The following is a 16,196-nucleotide window of genomic DNA, read 5'->3' as shown; positions in this document are numbered from 1 at the left end:
AAAAGATATTAGGGCAATAAAAATTAAAAAAGCGTGTTTATGTCAAGGCCCGTTAAACACGTCGGCCTCGAAGCCGCCGTCCGTCTGGAACGCTCCCGCGGAGCACACGGGCTTCTCGAAGGTGAGGTCGAACATCTTCTTCGCCGCGTCCTTGGCGGAGTCCGCCTCTACTGTCAGCCGCGAGAAAGCGGTCTTCTCGTACGTGGCGACCATGTAGCACTCGTTCTCCATCAGGGGAAAATCGCTCACGTTGATGCCGTCCTTCGTGACGATGCCCAGGTATGCCATGTCGTTCGAAAGGACTGCCGCTATCCGTGGCGTGTTGAGAGAGTCCTTCTCGTAGTCCATAGCCAGCAAGCTCAAGGCGATCGCATCCCGTGCCGGGTAGCCTCTGGCGATCTTCTCGGCGATAGGGTCAGTATGTGAGCCGTTCGATACGACTGCCGCCCCATCAGCCAGCCTGATACAGTTATACGAGATATAGGGGCTCTTCTCGAGGTCTTTGACGTCCTTCGGCATGATCGCCACGGTGCTGTCGCTCAGCTTCACGGCGTACCGGTTAGGGAACGAGCGGGAGGATACCCGGTATCCTGCCCACAGCTTCCCGTTCGTTTTTCCAACGCAAACGAACCTTCCGACGTACATTATGTTACTCCTGCCTATTTTTCGGGAGCGGCCCCCTGCGGCGCCTTCGGCTTGACGTCAAGCCCGAACCTGGCGGCGTTCGCGTCGGCGAGCTGCTGGATCTTCTCGATCTCCTTATCGCCGCCCGGCATCTTGAAGAGGTGCGAGAACCGCTTCTGCTTTTCCAGGTACTCCCGGACTGGCTTTCTGTCCTTGATCTTGTGCACGCTGGTGACCTCGCCGTTCTCGTACTCGAATAATGGGTACATCGCCGTCTCGACGGCGAGCCTCAGGATCTCGATGGACTGGGCGCTGTCGACGCCCCAGCCGGGCGTGCAGGTCGCGTGTACCTGAATATACTTTGGCCCCTCGATGGATAACGCTTTTCTTATTTTTTTGGTGAAGTCCGCCGGATAGCCTATCGAGGTGACCGCCACGTAGGGCACGCCGTGGGCCGCCATGATGGCCGGCATGTTCTTCTTGGGCCTCTGGTTGCCGAAGGATATCTTACCCGAGGGCGTGGTCGTAGTCGAGGCATCGTACGGCGTGGAGCCGCTGCGCTGGATGCCCGTGTTCATGTACGCCTCGTTATCGTAGCATAAGTAAAGAATGTCGTGGCCCCTCTCCATGACGCCCGACAGGAAGCCGAAGCCGATGTCGAACGTGGCCCCGTCGCCGCCGATGGCGATGACCTTGGTGTCGTTCTTCCGGCCCGTGGCCTTCAGCCCGGCCTCGATGCCCGCGGCGACCGGCGCCGCGTTCTCAAAGAGAGAGTGGATCCAGGGCACCTTCCACGCGGTCTCCGGGTACGGGGAGGCGATGACCTCCATGCAGCCCGTGGCGTTCGCGATGATGACGTTAGGGCCCACGACGTGCATGAGCGTCTTCAGCGTCAGCGCGCACCCGCAGCCCGCGCAGGCCCTGTGGCCCGACGCGAACAGGTCCTCCAGTGCCGCCATTTATATCCCCTCCGGGAGTATGTCGACGTCAAGGTTGTACCATTCCATCTCCGACACCTTCTCGCCTTTGAGCTTTGCAAAGCCCTTGTTCGCCATGTTCTTGAAGTCCTGGATGGTGATGTCCCTGCCGCCCATGCCCGCGATGAAGCCGAGCACCTCGGCGCTGGACTTTGCATAGAGGCCGGCGCGCAGATCCGTAAAAAGCGCCCCCTCCATTCCCATGGAGATGTCCCTGTCGATGACGCAGATGCACTTCACGTCCTTGAGAGCGGCACGCAGGGCCTCGACCGGGAACGGCCGGTAGGACCGCACCTTCACGATGCCGACCTTCATCCCCACATCCCGCATCTCGTCAACGGCGTCCTTCATCGTGCCGATAATGGAGCCCATCGCGACGAGCACGACTTCCGCGTCCTCCATCCTGTAGGTGTCAATAAGGCCGCCATAGTACCGCCCGAACATTTGGCCGAACTCCTTCGCGACGTCCTCGATCACTTCTTTAGCGCGGAGCTGGGCATTGTGCACCATGTACCGGGCCTCGGTATAGACCTCGGGTTGCGCCAGCGTGCCCATCGATATGGGATTCTTCGGGTCCAGCGCGTACAGCGGCTTATACGGGGGAAGGAACTCGTCCACCATCTTCTGGTCGTATTCTTCGACCGGCTCGTAGACGTGCGTGAGCGAGAAGCCGTCCATGTTGACCATGACCGGCAGCAGTATACGGTGGTCCTCGCCGATCTTGTAGGCCTGGATGACCAGGTCCGCGGCCTCCTGCGCGTCCTCCGCCCAGAGCTGTATCCAGCCGTTATCCCTGGCGGATATGGCGTCCTGGTGGTCGTTCCATATTGAGATGGGCGACGACACGGAGCGGTTCGCCATCACGATGACGCAGGGCAGGCGCATGCCCGCTATCGAGAACAGCACCTCGTACATGAGCACGGCGCCCTGGCTCGACGTGGCGCTAAATGTCCTGGCTCCGGCGGCCTCCGCGCCCTGTACCATGGACGCGGCGCTGAACTCGCTCTCGGTCCTCACGTACTCGCAATTCTGAAGGTCCCCGTCCGCTATCATCTGGGATATGTCCTCGACGATGTGCGTCTGGGGGGTGATCGGGTAAGCGGACACCACGGCCGGCCGGCAGGCCTTAGCGGCCTCGGCCACTGCCATGGAGCCCTCGACGACATGCATGCGGGCCATTACTTTTCCTCCTTTTCCATGTTGATGGCATCCACGGGGCACTCGTAGGCGCAGATGCCGCAGCCCTTACAATAATCATAATCGATACAGAACTTCTTTTTCTTGCCGTCGTGGGCGCACTCGTACGGCGCCCCGTCGGGGCAGGAATCGGCACAGCGCTTGCAGCCGATGCACTTCTCGTGGCTTATTACGGCCCTGAAGGTCCTCCAGCCGCCCGTGTGATACGTAAGTGTGCTTCCGGGCTTTCCCACGAGGCCGATGGTTAGCTTTTCTTTCCTGGCCATCTTCTCACCTGCTCATGAGCTCGTAGGCCTTCTTGACGGCCTCGACGTTCTTCTCGCCGACCTTGCCCGGGAAGCGGTCCTTGATGGCCTTGTTGACCGACTCCAGCCTGATCTGGCCCGTCGCGCCCGCGAACGCGCCCAGCAGCGCCGTGTTCACGATGGGCTTGCCGATGATGCTGATGGCGATCGTGGTGGCGTCGATGGTTTTGACCTTGGCCGGGGTGTTCAGCTTCAGGTCCTCCGGCGCCATCTCGGTGTTGATGATGACGAGGCCGTCCTTCTTCATGCCGCTGGCCACGTCGACGCCCGGCAACAAGGAAGGGTCCTGCACGATGACATAGTCCGGCTCGTAGATCTGGCTTCTGACCCGTATCTTTTTATCCGATATCCGCGCGAACGCTGTCACGGGGGCGCCTCGCCTCTCCGTCCCGAAGTAGGGGAAGGCCTGGCTCCACTTGCCGTCCTCGAACGCGGCGACCGCGATGAGCTCGGCCGCAGTGACGGATCCCTGGCCGCCTCGCCCGTGTATTCGTATTTCTTTCAACTTCCGTCCTCCGTATGTAACCATATATGAAAGTTCTTAATGATTTTACATGTAGAATATCTCTACGCCTAAATAAGCCTTGTGAGATAATCGACAGTCATGTGGCCATTTTAGGTGCTTTTTTGTCTAATCTATTATATAGGTATAAAAAAATAATAGGCCATAATTAGCTTGACGCTGTGTTTTTTTCTTCTCTAAAAGCGAACCGGGGCATCATGTAACATAATGGGCATCATAGTGGCCTGCGTTCGTCAAATGACGATTAATATAGGGGTTAGCGATGCTAATTTGTTCTATTTCTTACTTACTAATTCTACTGCTTTTTCCTTACTCAGCCGGCTGTGCCTGTAGCCGTACCCGAAATAAATGATAAGCCCGAAGCTGAACCAGAGCAGGAACCGTACCCAGGTCGCCAATGGGAGCATTAGCATGAGCACCGCGCACATGATGACCGCCAGGGGTGCCACGATGTGTATGGCCGGGGCCTTGAATGGCCTGGGCAGGTCGGGCAGCTTATAGCGCAATATGAACACGCCAATGGCGGAGAGGATAAAGGCGAAGAGCGTGCCGATGTTGACCAGCTCTGCGAGGATCCGGATGGGCACCAGGCCGGCCACGATGGCGGCAGCGCCAGCCGATACGGCCGTGACCATGTAGGGGGTGCCGTACTTCGGGTGGAGCCTGCCGACCCAGTCGGGCAGGAACCCGTCCCGGGACATGGCGAACACGATGCGGGTCTGGCCATACATCATGACCAGGAGGACTGTGGTGATGCCCGCAATGGCTCCGACGGCCACGATGGCCGAGCCCAGCCTGTAGCCGACCGCCGACAGCGCGTATGCCACGGGCTCTGGGTTGTTCAGCTCCGTATAGGGCACGAGGCCCGTGAGCAATCCTGATACCGCCACGTAGAGGGCCGTACAAATGAGTAGCGAGCCGATGATGCCTATGGGCAGGTCCCGGCCGGGGTTGCCACTTTCCTCGGCGGTAGTGGACATGGCGTCGAACCCTAAGAATGCTGTGAATATGATGGCTGCTCCCGCCATCACCCCCTGGAACCCGTATGGAAGGAATGGCGTCCAGTTCGCCGGATCCACCTTCGGCACGGCGAGGACGATGAAGATGAAAATCACGGCCAGCTTTACAAATACGATGATGCGATTGACTGTAGCGCTTTCCTTTGTGCCGCGAATCAGCAGGAACCCGATAAGCAGGGGTATGAACATGGCTGGAACGTTGATCAATCCCCCGGCATCCGGTGACGCGGCCAGGTACTGCGGGAGCGCTATGCCGGCCGACCGAAAAATACCTACCATGTAGCCCGACCAGCCCGAGGACACCATGCACACGGCGAAAAAGTACTCCAGTATGAGGTCCCAGCCGACGACCCAGGCGACGACTTCGCCCAAAGCGGCGTACGTGTAAGTATACGTGCTCCCGGCCACAGGCACCATCGAGGCCAGCTCCGAGTAGATGAGAGCGACCAGGACGCAGGCGAAGGCGCTGATGATGAACGAAAGAACGATGCCAGGCCCGGCATAGTTCGCGGCCGCCACCCCGGTCAAAACAAAGATGCCGGCGCCGATGATGGCGCCGATGCCCATGAGAGTAATGTCGAGAGGGCCGAGCGCCTTCTTCAGGCCCCTCTTTTCTGCCGTCTCCTTAAGCTGGTCGACGCTTTTCGTGCGGAAGAGCTCGGCGATGAGAGGAAATACCATTTAGTGACATGTTCGCCCGGTCGATATATGTAGCTTGTCGAAGGCAGAAAACGAATAATAGGCGATAAATAGTAGTGTCGGAGGGGGGATCCGAACCCCCGACCTCCGGATGTCTCAGGTTATGGCATTACTACAATACCCTATGAGTCCGACGCCCTAACCAGACTAGGCCACTCCGACATCACGATTTGGCATTCTAAAGAGCATATCAAATGATATAACTTTTGCGGTTTCGTTTCCGTTATTTTTTCCTTTCCAGGCGCTCGACCCTGTCCTCGTATCCCACGTACACGAAGTCGGCGTTGGTGAAAATGCCGTGCTCGACCAGGCCCGGTATCTGCGCCAGCGCTTCCGCCAGCGCCGCCGGTTTATTAATAACGCCGAAGTCGCAGTCCATGATGAAGTTGCCGTTATCGGAGATAGTAGGGCCATCTTTACCGGAGCCCGTCCTGACCGTGCATTTGCCGCCCAGGCCGGCGATCTTCTTCTCGACGAGCCTGCGGGCGTACGGTAACACTTCGATGGGCACGCCCCGGTTGAGGACGTCCTTCAGCTTGTTGCCGTCGATGACAACGGCGAACATCTTCGAAGAGCATGAGACGATCTTTTCCTTCGTGTGGGCTGCCCCGCCGCCCTTGATGACGTTCAATGAGGAATCCACCTGGTCGGCGCCATCGATATCGATGTCCAGCTCCGGGCACTCGGCGAGCGTCGAAAGCGGAATGTTGCACTCGATGGCCAGCGCCTCGGACGCGTACGAAGTCGGAACGCCCACGATGTCAAGGCCCTCGTCCACACGCCTGCCCAGCTCTCTGATCGCGTAGGCCGTCGTGGAGCCCGTCCCCAGGCCCACCGCCATCCCGTCCTCCACCAGCTCGCACGCCTTTACGGCGGCGTTCTTCCTCGCAAGGTCGCTGCCCGAATGGTCCTTCATACAAGTACGTAAAAGCGTGGAAAAAGAAAATAGCTTACGGTTTCTAGCCGCCTGACACGGGCGGGAAGATGGCCAGCTCGTCGCCCTCTTTTATCTTATCCGTGGTCCCGGCCTTTTTACCGTTGACGAGGACGTTCACGTAGGGCTTCAGGCCCCCGTCGTGCAGCATCAGAGGCCCCAGGGCGGGATAGAGGGCGATCAGGCCGAGGACGGCGGCCATGACGGTATCGCCATTCAGGGATAAAGACAGGTCCTTCTTGCCCACGGCCTCACGGAAATTAGCAAAAAGTCTAACGTTGATCTTCATGGCTGTAAACCTCAATGGCGACGTCAGGATATAAATCTTATTAACGGTCACCGACCTGCTTCTGCAGGCTGGAGTACTGGTCCATGAGCGACTTGAGGTCGAGCGAGCCGGTCACGTCCACCACGCCGATGGCCGCCACGGCCTTACCTCCCACGTCGACGGGCGCCACGATGACGGGAATGCCCTCGTAGACTCCCGAAGCCGGGCGCTCCTGGATCACCCTATTCTCGGCAATGACCCGCTCAAGCACGGGGCCGGTATGGGACTTCGACACGACGCGGCCGTCCTCGATGCGGACCCCCGGCCTGTTCTTGCTGCGGGCGGTGACTGGGAGGCCGAACAGGCGGTGGACGCACATGGCGACTTCCACGAGGTCGTCGGCGGATGAGTCTTCAGAAATACAGATACGATTCATGATTAGAGTTACTGCCGCCGGAAAATAAAACTTTTATCTCGGGGCCCCGGAGCCCCCGCTGCCTCCGGGGCGCAGGCGACGGAAAAACTTTAATAGTAACTTATCGTTCTGCTAACGATGGCATTCGACATAGCGCTGACAGGCACGCTCTTCATCCATGCGTTAGTGGGCGTCTTTGTCATCGTCAACCCGTTCGGCAACGTGCCCCTGTTCATATCGCTCACGCAGAAGTTCACGGCCGTCGAGCGCCGGAACGCCATCGCGAAGTCCGTGGTCATCGCCACGGCGATCCTGCTCGTGTTCGCCCTCATCGGAAAGTTCCTTTTCGACCTTCTCAACGTCACGCTGGACTCGCTGCGCATCGCGGGCGGTTTGTTGTTACTGGCGATCGCCTTCGATATGCTCATGGGCCGCAGCCCTGCCTCGAAGATCGACCCCGACGAGGAGAGGGAATCCGTCGCGGTGACGCCCATGGCCACGCCGCTTCTTGCCGGGCCGGGCGCCATGGCCACTGTGATGATATTGATGAACGAGGCGGGAACTACTATCGAAAAAGGCTCCATCATGATCGCCATACTGATCGCCATGGCCGCCGCGTTTTTAATAGTTATAAACTGCGACTGGGTGTACGGGGCCATAAAGAAGGACGGGGCCCGCGTGCTCACGAAGATCATGGGTATCGTGCTCGCCACCATCGCCGTGGAAATGATGGTGAACGGGCTGCTCCACGCTTTTCCAGTATTAGGGGCGTAACTCGGGGCACATAGCTTCAATATTCCATAAGAAAAAACTCTAAGCGGCAAAAGCTATCGTGCCGTATGTAGAATCATTAATAGCGAACCGTTGTCTTAGGCAGAATATTTATATTCGAATTTACATTAGTTGAAAAAGAACCCATTGCGCGTAAGGGAGGGGGCCTACACTGTTAAAGGTAGCCATCGTTGACGACGAGCCGGATCTGCAAAGGCTATATAAGTTAGCCCTCGCTTCGCATGGATATGAAATTACTTTTGTCGCGAACGACGGCACGGACGCGGTGGAAAAGAACCGCGAGAACCCCTCGCAGATCATCATCATGGATCACCGGATGCCCACGAAGAACGGCGTCGAGGCCACCAGGGAGATACTGGCCGATTACCCGGACACGGGCATCATTTTCGTCTCTGCTGACGAGGCAGTGGAGAAAGAGGCCAGGGAATCGGGCGCGAAGCGGTTTCTAAAGAAGCCCATTTCCCTGAAAGACCTTATTTTTAATATCGAAGAGGTCGCGAAGGAGCTCGGCCTTTAGGCCGTCCTAGCGGATCAGGCCTCCCAGCGAGGCGTTCGTGACGTTCCTCGCGTACCGGGCCAGATAGCCTTTCAGCTGTTTCTTTTTGGGCGTGAACGCCCTTTTTCGGGCTTCTATTTCTTCGGGCGACAGCTTTGCGTCAACCCGTTTTCCGGGTATGTCGATAGCGATGACGTCGCCGTCCTTCAGCAGGCCGATCATGCCGCCGTCGGCGGCCTCGGGGGTGACGTGGCCTATGCAGGGGCCCCTGGTGCCTCCGGAGAAGCGACCGTCGGTGATGAGCGCGACCGACTCTGACAGGCCCATGCCCGCGATGGCCGACGTGGGGCCCAGCATCTCCGGCATGCCCGGGCCTCCCCTCGGCCCGATGTACCTGATGACGACCACGTCGCCTGCCACGATGCGCCGGGCCAGGATGGCCTCGTTGCACTCGTCCTCGGAGTCGAAGACCTTCGCCTTTCCACTGAACTTGAGCATCTTCTCGCTCACGGCGCCGCTCTTCACGACAGCGCCTTCCGGCGCCAGGTTGCCGTACATGATCGTGATCCCCCCCGTCTTATGGACCGGCGAGCTAAGCGGATGGATGACTTCCGGGTTAAGCACTTTTGCAGCCCTTGCAATGGATAAGAGCGAGGTGCCGTTGACCGTCGGCACGTCGTGGAGCATGCCCTCGAGGCGCCCCATTACGGCCGGTATGCCGCCCGCCTCGTCCAGGTCCTTCATGGTATAGGGGCCCGCCGGGCCCATGTGACAGATATGAGGGGTCTCGCCGCTGATGTGGTCGAAGTCGTCAAGCTTCAGGTCGATGCCCCCCTCGATGGCGATGGCCATGAGGTGCAGGACCGTGTTCGTGGAGCCGCCGATGGCCTGGTCCACCCTGATGGCGTTGACGAAGGAGTCCCGGGATACGATGTCAAGGGGCTTTATGCCCTTATTCACGAGCTCGACAACGCGCCGGCCGCTCTCCAGCGCTATGCGGGACTTGGCGGCGCTGGTCGCGTGGGCGGTCGCGCAGCCAGAGAGCGACAGGCCCAGGGCCTCGGTCATGCAGGCCATGGTGTTGGCAGTGTAGAGGCCCTGGCAGCTCCCGCACCCGGGGCAGCAGGCGTCCTCGATGCGCTTCAGCTCTGCCTCGGTCATCTTCCCGGCACCGACGCTCCCGACGCCCTCGAACGAAGTAATAAGGGTCAGGTCCTTTCCATCGAGCCGCCCGGGCTCCATGGGCCCGCCGGTGACGATGATGCACGGGATGTTGATACGCAGCGAGGCCATGAGCATGCCCGGGACGATCTTGTCGCAGCTGCCCAGCATGACGATGCCGTCGAACCGGTGGGACTCCGTCATGAGCTCGATGGAGTCGGCCACGACCTCCCTGGACGGGAGCGAGTAGAACATGCCCTCGTGGCCCATGGCGATGCCGTCGCAGATGCCGATGACGCCAAATTCAAAAGGCACGCCTCCCGCCTCGCGGATGCCCTGCTTGATCTTTTCCGCAAGCTCGCGTAAGTGCTTGTGGCCCGGGACGATGTCGTTCCACGCGTTGGCCACGCCGATGAACGGCCTGTCAAAATCCTTGTCGGTCACGCCGACCGCCTTCAGGAGCGCCCTATGGGGCGTCCTGGCGATGCCCTTCTTTACCGTATCGCTCCTCATATAAAGGTCTCACTGTACTCGTTTATGGCACGTTATTTTAAAGGTGTTGCCGTACCTATCAGGTTTTCTATATAAAAGGTGCCCGTGTCCGATAAACTTTTTGCGATATTTAAAAACCTGAAAGGCCAATATGAGGCTGATGGCCGAAAGATGCTCCGTTGACATTTACTTATACAGGGCAGCGCTCTTCGACATGGACGGCGTGATCACGGATACCATGCCCCTTCACTACGAGTCCTGGAAGCTCGCCTTTGCCCGGGCCGGCATAGTTGTCGAAAAGATGGACGTCTATCTCAGGGAGGGCATGACTTCGACTGCCATGGCCCGGGACATCGCTGCCTCAAAAAATAAAGACTTACCAGGTGAAGAGCTCGGCCGCATAGTCGACGATAAGACCAGGGCCTTTGGCGAGATGGTCAACGAGCACGGGCGGGCATACGACGGCGTGAGGGAAACGCTCCGGATGCTCCGGAACAATGGCGTAGCGCTGGCGCTGGTGACCGGGAGCAAGAGGGAGTCGGTGGCCACGGTCTTAAAAAAGGTGGGGCTGGATGGGGCGTTCGACGTCATCGTGGGCGCCGAGGACGTGGCGAGCGGCAAGCCCGGGCCGGAGCCATACCTGTCCGCCATGACGAAGCTCGATATGCCGGCCCTCGACTGCGTAGCCATCGAGAACGCCCCGCTCGGTATAAAGTCCGCGAAAGCCGCTAAGGTGGGCTACGTCATCGCCATCGCATCGACGCTTGATCCTTCGTACTTACAGGAGGCCGACGAGGTGGACGAATCGTTCTCAGACCTCGAGCAGTGCTTCGCTCGAAGGTTCGAAATGCGGCCCGGCCGGGCCATCATGTGAGGCTATCTCAGCCCGGGGTAGCGGGACGTGTACACCTGTTTTAGCTTCCTTGCCTCGAGGGCGTGCCCCATGACCGTCAGTGTGTCATAGAGGTGCTCGTAGGAAAAGCGGATGCCGTCCCAGTAGCCCATCCGCTCGGAGTACACCATGCACGAGTTCAGCAGGCGAAGGGCGCCCGCGCGGTCGCCCGCGTAGAGGTACAGGAACCCGATGTTGCCGATCTGGTTCGCGATGCCGACCGTGTTCTTCTGCCGTATGCAGGCCTTCAGGGCCTCCTTATAGTATATTTCAGCCTGCGGGTAGTCGCCGTGCGCCCGCGACACGATACCCATGTAGCTGTCTGCGAGCAGCTTGCGGTAGGCCTCCTTTGCGCCGCTCTTCTTCCAGGCCGACCGGCTCACTTCCTGGAGCTCGCTTTCTGCCTTTTCCATGTCGCCGATGTTCACGGCACAGGCGCCCACGTTGCAGCCGATGGCCATCCTGTCCAGCGGGTCCCCTGCCCCCGGCCGGGCGGACTCGAAGTGCCTGATGGCACCCTCGTAGTCCTCCTTTTCATAGCGCACGATACCCGAGTAGAAGGATGCCAGTGTCCGAAGGCGCCCGGCGGGCTTTCGTTCATCGAAAAATGTTATCGCAGATTCGGGATTGCCCTGCCGTAGAGCAATGCATCCCTTGAGCATCCTCACGTATGCGGCCTGATCCTCATCGGGCGCGGACTCCAGCGCCTCTTCCGCGTGAGACGCCGCGGTATCGAGCCTCTCCAAAAGTAAATAGTTCAGGGCCATCATCGAGTGGAACTCGTACGCCAGCGGACCTTTCGCGGGCCTCATGGACGCCAGCAGCTCCACGAGCTTTTCGGATGGCGAGAGGTTGAATAGAATGATGCCGATGGACAGGAGCAGGTCGTCCCTCAGCGGATGGGACGTCAGCGATAGCCTGCTGGTTATTTCGTAGAGACGGACGGCCTCCTCTCTCTTTTTACTGGCGTCGAGAAAGCGCACGTAGCCAGGGGCCACGGCCATCTTATCTACAAGCTCCGCCAGGTACAGGGCCTCGTCCCCGTCGATGGCCCCATCGGCGGCCAGCCTGCCGGCCACCTTTTTCACCCGGTCAGGCATAACAGGCGGCACCGGCAGGCGGGCGATATCCTCCAGCCCTGGCTCCCCGAACTCGCGGCAAGGGCCCATAGTAAGCTCCGGTATCCTCTGCGGCATTACATAAGAAAAGTAAAATGCGTATGTATAGCAGACTTTGTCGAAAATTTCACGGCAGGGCCGGCCCTATCCTGCCCGATATGAGCATGTGGTCGGCGATCACCAGGGCCGTCATGGCCTCGACTACGGGAACGATCCTCGGCACTATCGACGGGTCGTGGCGCCCCTTTATCTCGATGATCGCGTCTTCCTTTGTTTCAACGTTGACCGTTTGTTGCGGTTTCGATATCGATGGCGTGGGCTTGACGGCGATCCTGCAGACGATGGGCATGCCCGTGCTGATGCCGCCCAGGATGCCTCCGGCACGGTTCGTGCGCGTCCTGACGCCGCCGTCCCAGTAGAACTCGTCGTTCACCTCGCTTCCCCTGAGCGATGCGGCCCCGAACCCGAGGCCGACCTCGACGCCCTTCACGGCGCCGATGCCCATGAGAGCTCCCGCCAGGTCGGCGTCCAGCTTCCCGAACACGGGCTCGCCCAGGCCCGCGGGCACTCCTGTGGCTATGACCTCTACAGTGCCTCCGACGCTATCGCCGTCCCGCTTTGCCATATTGATGGCTTCCTCCATCTCTTTAACGGCCCTCGGGTCGGCGCACCGCACAGGGTTCTTGTACGTGTTATTGATGATGTCCTCTGGAGTGACCTCTCCAGCCTTGACGTCGTATATAGAGGCCGTATGAGCGTAAACGTGGATGCCCCTGAGCGAGAGCAGCTTCTTCGCGACGGCGCCTCCCATGACCCGGCCCGCGGTCTCCCTGCCCGATGAGCGTCCTCCGCCCCGGTGATCCCTGAAGCCGTACTTCGCCAGGTACCCGTAGTCGGCGTGGCCGGGCCGGAGCAGGTCTTTGATATTCTCGTAAGCCGACGAGTCCACGTCCACATTGCGGACCAGCATGGCGATGGGCATGCCCGTGGTCTTTCCCTCGAACAGGCCTGACAAGATCTCCACGCGGTCGGGCTCCTTGCGCCCGGAGGTGACCGAGCTCTGCCCTGGCTTTCTCTTATCGAGCTCAGCCTGGATATCGCCGGCACCTACTTCGAGGCCCGCGGGGCAGCCGTCCACGACGGCTCCGATGGCAGGGCCGTGGCTCTCGCCGAACGTCGTCAGCCGGAAGCGCCTGCCGAACGTGTTCATGTGTCCACCTTCGCGCCGATGCGCTTAAGGTCGGCAAAAAATCCCGGGTACGAGATGTCCACGGACTCGGCCGTGTCTATGGAGGTCGTTCCCGAGGCCATCAGGCCCGCGACCGCGAGCGCCATGACTATGCGGTGATCGTCGTAGCCGTCGACCTTCGCGCCCTTGAGCCTGCCGCCATTGATCACTAAGCCGTCGGGCTCCTCAGTGATGTCGGCGCCCATCTTCTTAAGCTCCGTGGCCATGGCGTGGAGACGGTCCGTCTCCTTATACCTGACGTGGGCCGCGTTGGTGATACGGGTCGTGCCCTTAGCGCACGCGGCGAGGACGGCGAGCGTCGGCACCAGGTCGGGGGTCGCCCCCGCGTCGATGTCGATGCCCCTCAGCCCGGCCTGCTCCACCGTGACCGTGCCCTTCTCCGTGTCCCAGTACACGTTCGCGCCCATGTCCAGCAGGTACTCCATGATGGCCGCGTCCCCCTGCTTTGACTCGAAAAGGTTGGCGACCGTGACCTTTCCGGCCAGCGCTCCGGCCGCGAGCATGTATGAAGCGGAGGAGAAATCACCGGGGACACGGTATGACTTGAGCTCGTAATCCTGGTCGCTCTCGATGTGGAACTCCTTAAAATCGGTAGACACTTTCCCGCCGGCCTTTTCCATCATCTCGAGCGTTACCTCGACGTACGGCTTAGACTTCAGTTCGCCGTTAATGTTGATCGTCGTGTCCCGCCTGGCGAACGGGCAGGAGATGAGCAGTGATGAGATGAACTGAGAGCTGATGCCCCCCTCGATAAAGATCTCGCCGCCCTTCATGGGGCCCTGCACGACGATAGGCGCAAGCCCGTTGTGGCGGGTGGAAAAACAGATCGCGCCAAGGTCGTTGAGCGCCTTGATGAGGGGACCGTTGGGGCGGCTCCGAAGCGAGCTATCGCCCGTAAAGACGGTAGCGCCGTCCGCCAGCGCCGCCATGGACGTGCACAAACGTAAAGTGGTGCCACTGTTAGCGGCGTTGACCACGTCGTCGGGCACCTTCGGCCTGCCGATGACGCCGGCGATCTCAAGGTAGTCGCCCTTTACGTCGATCTCCGCCCCCATGGCCCTGCACGCCCCCACTGTTGCTAACGTATCGGCAGAAAGCAAGGGCTTTTCTATCTTAGAATAGTGCCCCAGGCTGCCTATAACGATGGACCTGTGCGTATAGCTTTTAGACGGGGGAGCCTCGACCTCACCATAAACCTCGGACTTCTTGACCTTCGCTACGATACTATCTTTAGATTTTATCGGCATCATGATGCAACGTGAAGTAATGGGCCCGGCGTATAAAAAATATTATGGTGGAAATAATATCGGCATGACCCACAAAGCCTTAATAAGGATTACGCATAAACATAAAAGAAAGGTCTCCAATAGAAGGGTACTTATGCTCATCAGCAAGATCGAACTTGAGCTCGAAATGCTCGAACGGCATTTACTGATATTAAAATACGTCATACGGGAGGAGCCCATTGGCATCATGAAGCTCGCCGAGACCACCGGCCTGCCCAAGCATAAGGTGCGCTATTCACTGCGTGTCCTGGAGCACGAGGGCCTCATCGGGCCTTCCATGCACGGGGCGGTCACCACAGAGAAGACGAAGCAGTTCGTGCAGACGCTCGACGGCAGGATCGACGGGCTGGAAAAGAAAGTGGAAGAGATCAAAAAGGTCAGCGGCGACATATGAGCTCTGACCGCATTGTTTTTATCGGGGCGGGCGGAGCCGGGATTACCACGGCCTTTACGCTAGCCCGTAAGCGCCCCGACATGAAGATAACTCTTTTCTCTAAAGACCCCATCGTGGCTTACAGCCAGTGCGGTATGCCCTTCGTTCTTGATAGGAAGATCGAGAGCTTTGATAAGCTTGTCTTGTATACCCCTGAGGTTTTTAAAGACCTTGGCCTTGATGTGCGCACGGGCACCGCCGTAACGGGCATTGATCTCGAGGCGAAGACCGTCACGATCGAGGGCGGCGAGGCCCTCGAATATGGAAAGCTGGTCATCAGCACGGGCTCGGTGCCTTTCGTGCCGCCAGTTCCCGGCGTGGGCCTGATGGGGGTGTACCGGCTGTTGACGCTGGAGGATGGGAAGCGGCTTGCAGAGGCCATGGATAACGTTGAGAGTGTGGCTATCATCGGCGGCGGCCCCATCGGCCTGGAGACCGCCCCGGCGTTCCTGGACAGGTTCATCGATGTGACCATCATCGAGCGGATGCCCCAGCTTATGCCCGGGGCCCTTGACCCGGACATGACCAAGATGCTGGAGGACCACCTGAAGGATAAAGGCGCCGTGGTCATCACGGGCAAGGGCGTGGACTCCATTAACGGTAAAGACCGTGTAGAGTCGGTGAGCGTTGGCGGGGAAACGATAAAAGCCGACATGGTGCTCCTGGCGGCCGGGGTGAAGCCCAACGTCGAGCTGGCGAAGAAGGCCGGCATCGACATCGGCCCCGCGGGCGGCATCGACGTGGACGAGCACTTCCGCGTAAAGAAGAACGGCAAAGTGCTGGATGATGTTTATGCGGCCGGCGACTGCGTCGAGGAAGTTAACGCCATTACCGGCCGTAAGGTCGTCTGCGCCATAGGCACCGTGGCAAACCGGCAGTCGGGCTATCTTGCTAACGAGCTCATGGGCATGGGCGTCCCATACGGGCCGGTCCTCTGTCCGGCCATCACCGTGGTCGGCGACCTCCAGATAGGCTCGGTGGGCCTGACGACGAGGGCCTGCGAGGCGGCCGGGATCAAGCCCATATCTTTTAAAGCAAAGAGCAACACGAGGGCCCGGTACTACCCCGAGGGCGGACAGCTGGACATCAAGCTAATAGCGGACGGCAGGCGAGTCATAGGCGCCCAGATCATAGGAAAAGAGGGCGTCCACGGGCGCATCAACGTGCTCACGCTGGCCATCCATAAGAAGATGACCCCTGCCGAGCTGGCCGACGTGGAGACGTGCTATGCCCCGCCCGTGTCACCTATGATCGACCCGATCACGTACACGGCCGAGATGCTGGCACTAAGGTGTAAAAAATATAAAAAGTGACTT

At 59.4% G+C, this 16,196-nt stretch carries 18 protein-coding genes and 1 tRNA gene; 5 read left to right on the top strand and 14 right to left on the bottom strand.

Features of this window, described 5'->3' with window-relative positions; genetic code table 11:
* Nucleotides 1–42: 42 nt before the first annotated feature.
* The 10 genes from MCP_RS13270 to MCP_RS13225 all read right to left on the bottom strand — a co-directional run bounded on the left by MCP_RS13270 (nt 43) and on the right by MCP_RS13225 (nt 6,982).
* Complete coding sequence (locus MCP_RS13270; protein WP_012901361.1) at nt 43–645, bottom strand: IMP cyclohydrolase; 603 nt, start codon at nt 643–645, stop codon at nt 43–45.
* Nucleotides 646–659: 14 nt separating this feature from the next.
* Nucleotides 660–1,583, bottom strand: coding sequence for a pyruvate synthase subunit PorB (porB, locus tag MCP_RS13265; protein ID WP_012901360.1), 924 nt, complete (start codon nt 1,581–1,583; stop codon nt 660–662).
* Nucleotides 1,584–2,780: a transketolase C-terminal domain-containing protein gene (locus MCP_RS13260; RefSeq protein WP_012901359.1), complete on the bottom strand. Its 1,197-nt coding sequence runs from the start codon at nt 2,778–2,780 to the stop codon at nt 1,584–1,586. It lies immediately after the preceding gene.
* Nucleotides 2,780–3,064 (bottom strand): 4Fe-4S binding protein, encoded by a 285-nt coding sequence (locus tag MCP_RS13255; RefSeq protein WP_012901358.1) that lies wholly within the window; start codon nt 3,062–3,064, stop codon nt 2,780–2,782. The genes MCP_RS13260 and MCP_RS13255 overlap by 1 nt, the downstream gene beginning before the upstream one ends.
* A 4-nt stretch (nt 3,065–3,068) precedes the next feature.
* Nucleotides 3,069–3,608 (bottom strand): pyruvate ferredoxin oxidoreductase subunit gamma, encoded by a 540-nt coding sequence (locus tag MCP_RS13250; protein WP_012901357.1) that lies wholly within the window; start codon nt 3,606–3,608, stop codon nt 3,069–3,071.
* Nucleotides 3,609–3,901: 293 nt separating this feature from the next.
* On the bottom strand, nt 3,902–5,326 hold the full coding sequence (locus tag MCP_RS13245) for an amino acid permease (protein WP_012901356.1): 1,425 nt from the start codon (nt 5,324–5,326) through the stop codon (nt 3,902–3,904).
* A gap of 75 nt (nt 5,327–5,401) precedes the next feature.
* Nucleotides 5,402–5,506, bottom strand: a tRNA-Met gene (locus MCP_RS13240).
* A 61-nt stretch (nt 5,507–5,567) separates the two neighbouring features.
* Nucleotides 5,568–6,260: a ribose-5-phosphate isomerase RpiA gene (gene rpiA, locus MCP_RS13235; protein ID WP_012901355.1), complete on the bottom strand. Its 693-nt coding sequence runs from the start codon at nt 6,258–6,260 to the stop codon at nt 5,568–5,570.
* A gap of 43 nt (nt 6,261–6,303) precedes the next feature.
* On the bottom strand, nt 6,304–6,567 hold the full coding sequence (locus MCP_RS13230) for a ubiquitin-like small modifier protein 1 (protein WP_012901354.1): 264 nt from the start codon (nt 6,565–6,567) through the stop codon (nt 6,304–6,306).
* Nucleotides 6,568–6,607: 40 nt separating this feature from the next.
* Complete coding sequence (locus tag MCP_RS13225) at nt 6,608–6,982, bottom strand: DUF2111 domain-containing protein (protein ID WP_012901353.1); 375 nt, start codon at nt 6,980–6,982, stop codon at nt 6,608–6,610.
* A 117-nt stretch (nt 6,983–7,099) separates the two neighbouring features.
* On the opposite strand from MCP_RS13225, the gene MCP_RS13220 reads away from it, so the two are divergent.
* The gene (locus tag MCP_RS13220) at nt 7,100–7,735 is read left to right on the top strand and encodes a MarC family protein (protein WP_012901352.1); all 636 of its coding nucleotides are present in this window, start codon (nt 7,100–7,102) and stop codon (nt 7,733–7,735) included.
* Nucleotides 7,736–7,904: 169 nt separating this feature from the next.
* On the top strand, nt 7,905–8,270 hold the full coding sequence (locus tag MCP_RS13215) for a response regulator (RefSeq protein ID WP_128567229.1): 366 nt from the start codon (nt 7,905–7,907) through the stop codon (nt 8,268–8,270).
* Nucleotides 8,271–8,276: 6 nt separating this feature from the next.
* Here MCP_RS13215 and ilvD read toward each other — a convergent pair whose 3' ends face one another.
* The gene (ilvD, locus tag MCP_RS13210) at nt 8,277–9,923 is read right to left on the bottom strand and encodes a dihydroxy-acid dehydratase (RefSeq protein WP_012901350.1); all 1,647 of its coding nucleotides are present in this window, start codon (nt 9,921–9,923) and stop codon (nt 8,277–8,279) included.
* 139 nt (nt 9,924–10,062) lie between these two features.
* On the opposite strand from ilvD, the gene MCP_RS13205 reads away from it, so the two are divergent.
* Nucleotides 10,063–10,776, top strand: coding sequence for an HAD family hydrolase (locus MCP_RS13205; protein WP_012901349.1), 714 nt, complete (start codon nt 10,063–10,065; stop codon nt 10,774–10,776).
* Nucleotides 10,777–10,778: 2 nt separating this feature from the next.
* Here the strand turns inward: MCP_RS13205 and MCP_RS13200 are convergent, their stop codons facing one another.
* From MCP_RS13200 to aroA, 3 genes are read right to left on the bottom strand one after another with little or no spacing between them, the layout of a single operon-like run.
* The gene (locus MCP_RS13200) at nt 10,779–11,990 is read right to left on the bottom strand and encodes a tetratricopeptide repeat protein (RefSeq protein WP_012901348.1); all 1,212 of its coding nucleotides are present in this window, start codon (nt 11,988–11,990) and stop codon (nt 10,779–10,781) included.
* Nucleotides 11,991–12,039: 49 nt separating this feature from the next.
* Nucleotides 12,040–13,122 carry a chorismate synthase gene (gene aroC, locus MCP_RS13195; RefSeq protein WP_012901347.1) on the bottom strand — a complete coding sequence of 361 codons (1,083 nt, stop codon included), beginning with the start codon at nt 13,120–13,122 and terminating at the stop codon, nt 12,040–12,042.
* The gene (gene aroA, locus MCP_RS13190; protein ID WP_012901346.1) at nt 13,119–14,411 is read right to left on the bottom strand and encodes a 3-phosphoshikimate 1-carboxyvinyltransferase; all 1,293 of its coding nucleotides are present in this window, start codon (nt 14,409–14,411) and stop codon (nt 13,119–13,121) included. The genes aroC and aroA overlap by 4 nt, the downstream gene beginning before the upstream one ends.
* A gap of 130 nt (nt 14,412–14,541) precedes the next feature.
* Here aroA and MCP_RS13185 point away from each other — a divergent pair, with 130 nt between their 5' ends.
* On the top strand, nt 14,542–14,841 hold the full coding sequence (locus MCP_RS13185) for a hypothetical protein (protein WP_012901345.1): 300 nt from the start codon (nt 14,542–14,544) through the stop codon (nt 14,839–14,841).
* Nucleotides 14,838–16,193, top strand: coding sequence for an FAD-dependent oxidoreductase (locus MCP_RS13180; RefSeq protein ID WP_012901344.1), 1,356 nt, complete (start codon nt 14,838–14,840; stop codon nt 16,191–16,193). Before MCP_RS13185 ends, MCP_RS13180 begins: the two co-directional genes overlap by 4 nt.
* Nucleotides 16,194–16,196 lie beyond the last annotated feature (3 nt).

Origin of the sequence: Methanocella paludicola SANAE, from assembly GCF_000011005.1 — an archaeon.
Taxonomy (GTDB): Archaea; Halobacteriota; Methanocellia; order Methanocellales; family Methanocellaceae; genus Methanocella; species Methanocella paludicola.
Note: the sequence above shows the minus strand (reverse complement) of the source record. Positions and strands in the feature narration are given on the sequence as shown.

Bases quoted from the DNA above. Each gene is read 5' to 3' on its own strand.
- MCP_RS13270 (WP_012901361.1), bottom strand. From the start codon at position 645: ATGTACGTCGGAAGGTTCGTTTGCGTTGGAAAAACGAACGGGAAGCTG.
- porB (WP_012901360.1), bottom strand. From the start codon at position 1,583: ATGGCGGCACTGGAGGACCTGTTCGCGTCGGGCCACAGGGCCTGCGCG.
- MCP_RS13260 (WP_012901359.1), bottom strand. From the start codon at position 2,780: ATGGCCCGCATGCATGTCGTCGAGGGCTCCATGGCAGTGGCCGAGGCC.
- MCP_RS13255 (WP_012901358.1), bottom strand. From the start codon at position 3,064: ATGGCCAGGAAAGAAAAGCTAACCATCGGCCTCGTGGGAAAGCCCGGA.
- MCP_RS13245 (WP_012901356.1), bottom strand. From the start codon at position 5,326: ATGGTATTTCCTCTCATCGCCGAGCTCTTCCGCACGAAAAGCGTCGAC.
- rpiA (WP_012901355.1), bottom strand. From the start codon at position 6,260: ATGAAGGACCATTCGGGCAGCGACCTTGCGAGGAAGAACGCCGCCGTA.
- MCP_RS13230 (WP_012901354.1), bottom strand. From the start codon at position 6,567: ATGAAGATCAACGTTAGACTTTTTGCTAATTTCCGTGAGGCCGTGGGC.
- MCP_RS13225 (WP_012901353.1), bottom strand. From the start codon at position 6,982: ATGAATCGTATCTGTATTTCTGAAGACTCATCCGCCGACGACCTCGTG.
- MCP_RS13220 (WP_012901352.1), top strand. From the start codon at position 7,100: ATGGCATTCGACATAGCGCTGACAGGCACGCTCTTCATCCATGCGTTA.
- ilvD (WP_012901350.1), bottom strand. From the start codon at position 9,923: ATGAGGAGCGATACGGTAAAGAAGGGCATCGCCAGGACGCCCCATAGG.
- MCP_RS13205 (WP_012901349.1), top strand. From the start codon at position 10,063: ATGGCCGAAAGATGCTCCGTTGACATTTACTTATACAGGGCAGCGCTC.
- MCP_RS13200 (WP_012901348.1), bottom strand. From the start codon at position 11,990: ATGCCGCAGAGGATACCGGAGCTTACTATGGGCCCTTGCCGCGAGTTC.
- aroC (WP_012901347.1), bottom strand. From the start codon at position 13,122: ATGAACACGTTCGGCAGGCGCTTCCGGCTGACGACGTTCGGCGAGAGC.
- aroA (WP_012901346.1), bottom strand. From the start codon at position 14,411: ATGATGCCGATAAAATCTAAAGATAGTATCGTAGCGAAGGTCAAGAAG.
- MCP_RS13185 (WP_012901345.1), top strand. From the start codon at position 14,542: ATGCTCATCAGCAAGATCGAACTTGAGCTCGAAATGCTCGAACGGCAT.
- MCP_RS13180 (WP_012901344.1), top strand. From the start codon at position 14,838: ATGAGCTCTGACCGCATTGTTTTTATCGGGGCGGGCGGAGCCGGGATT.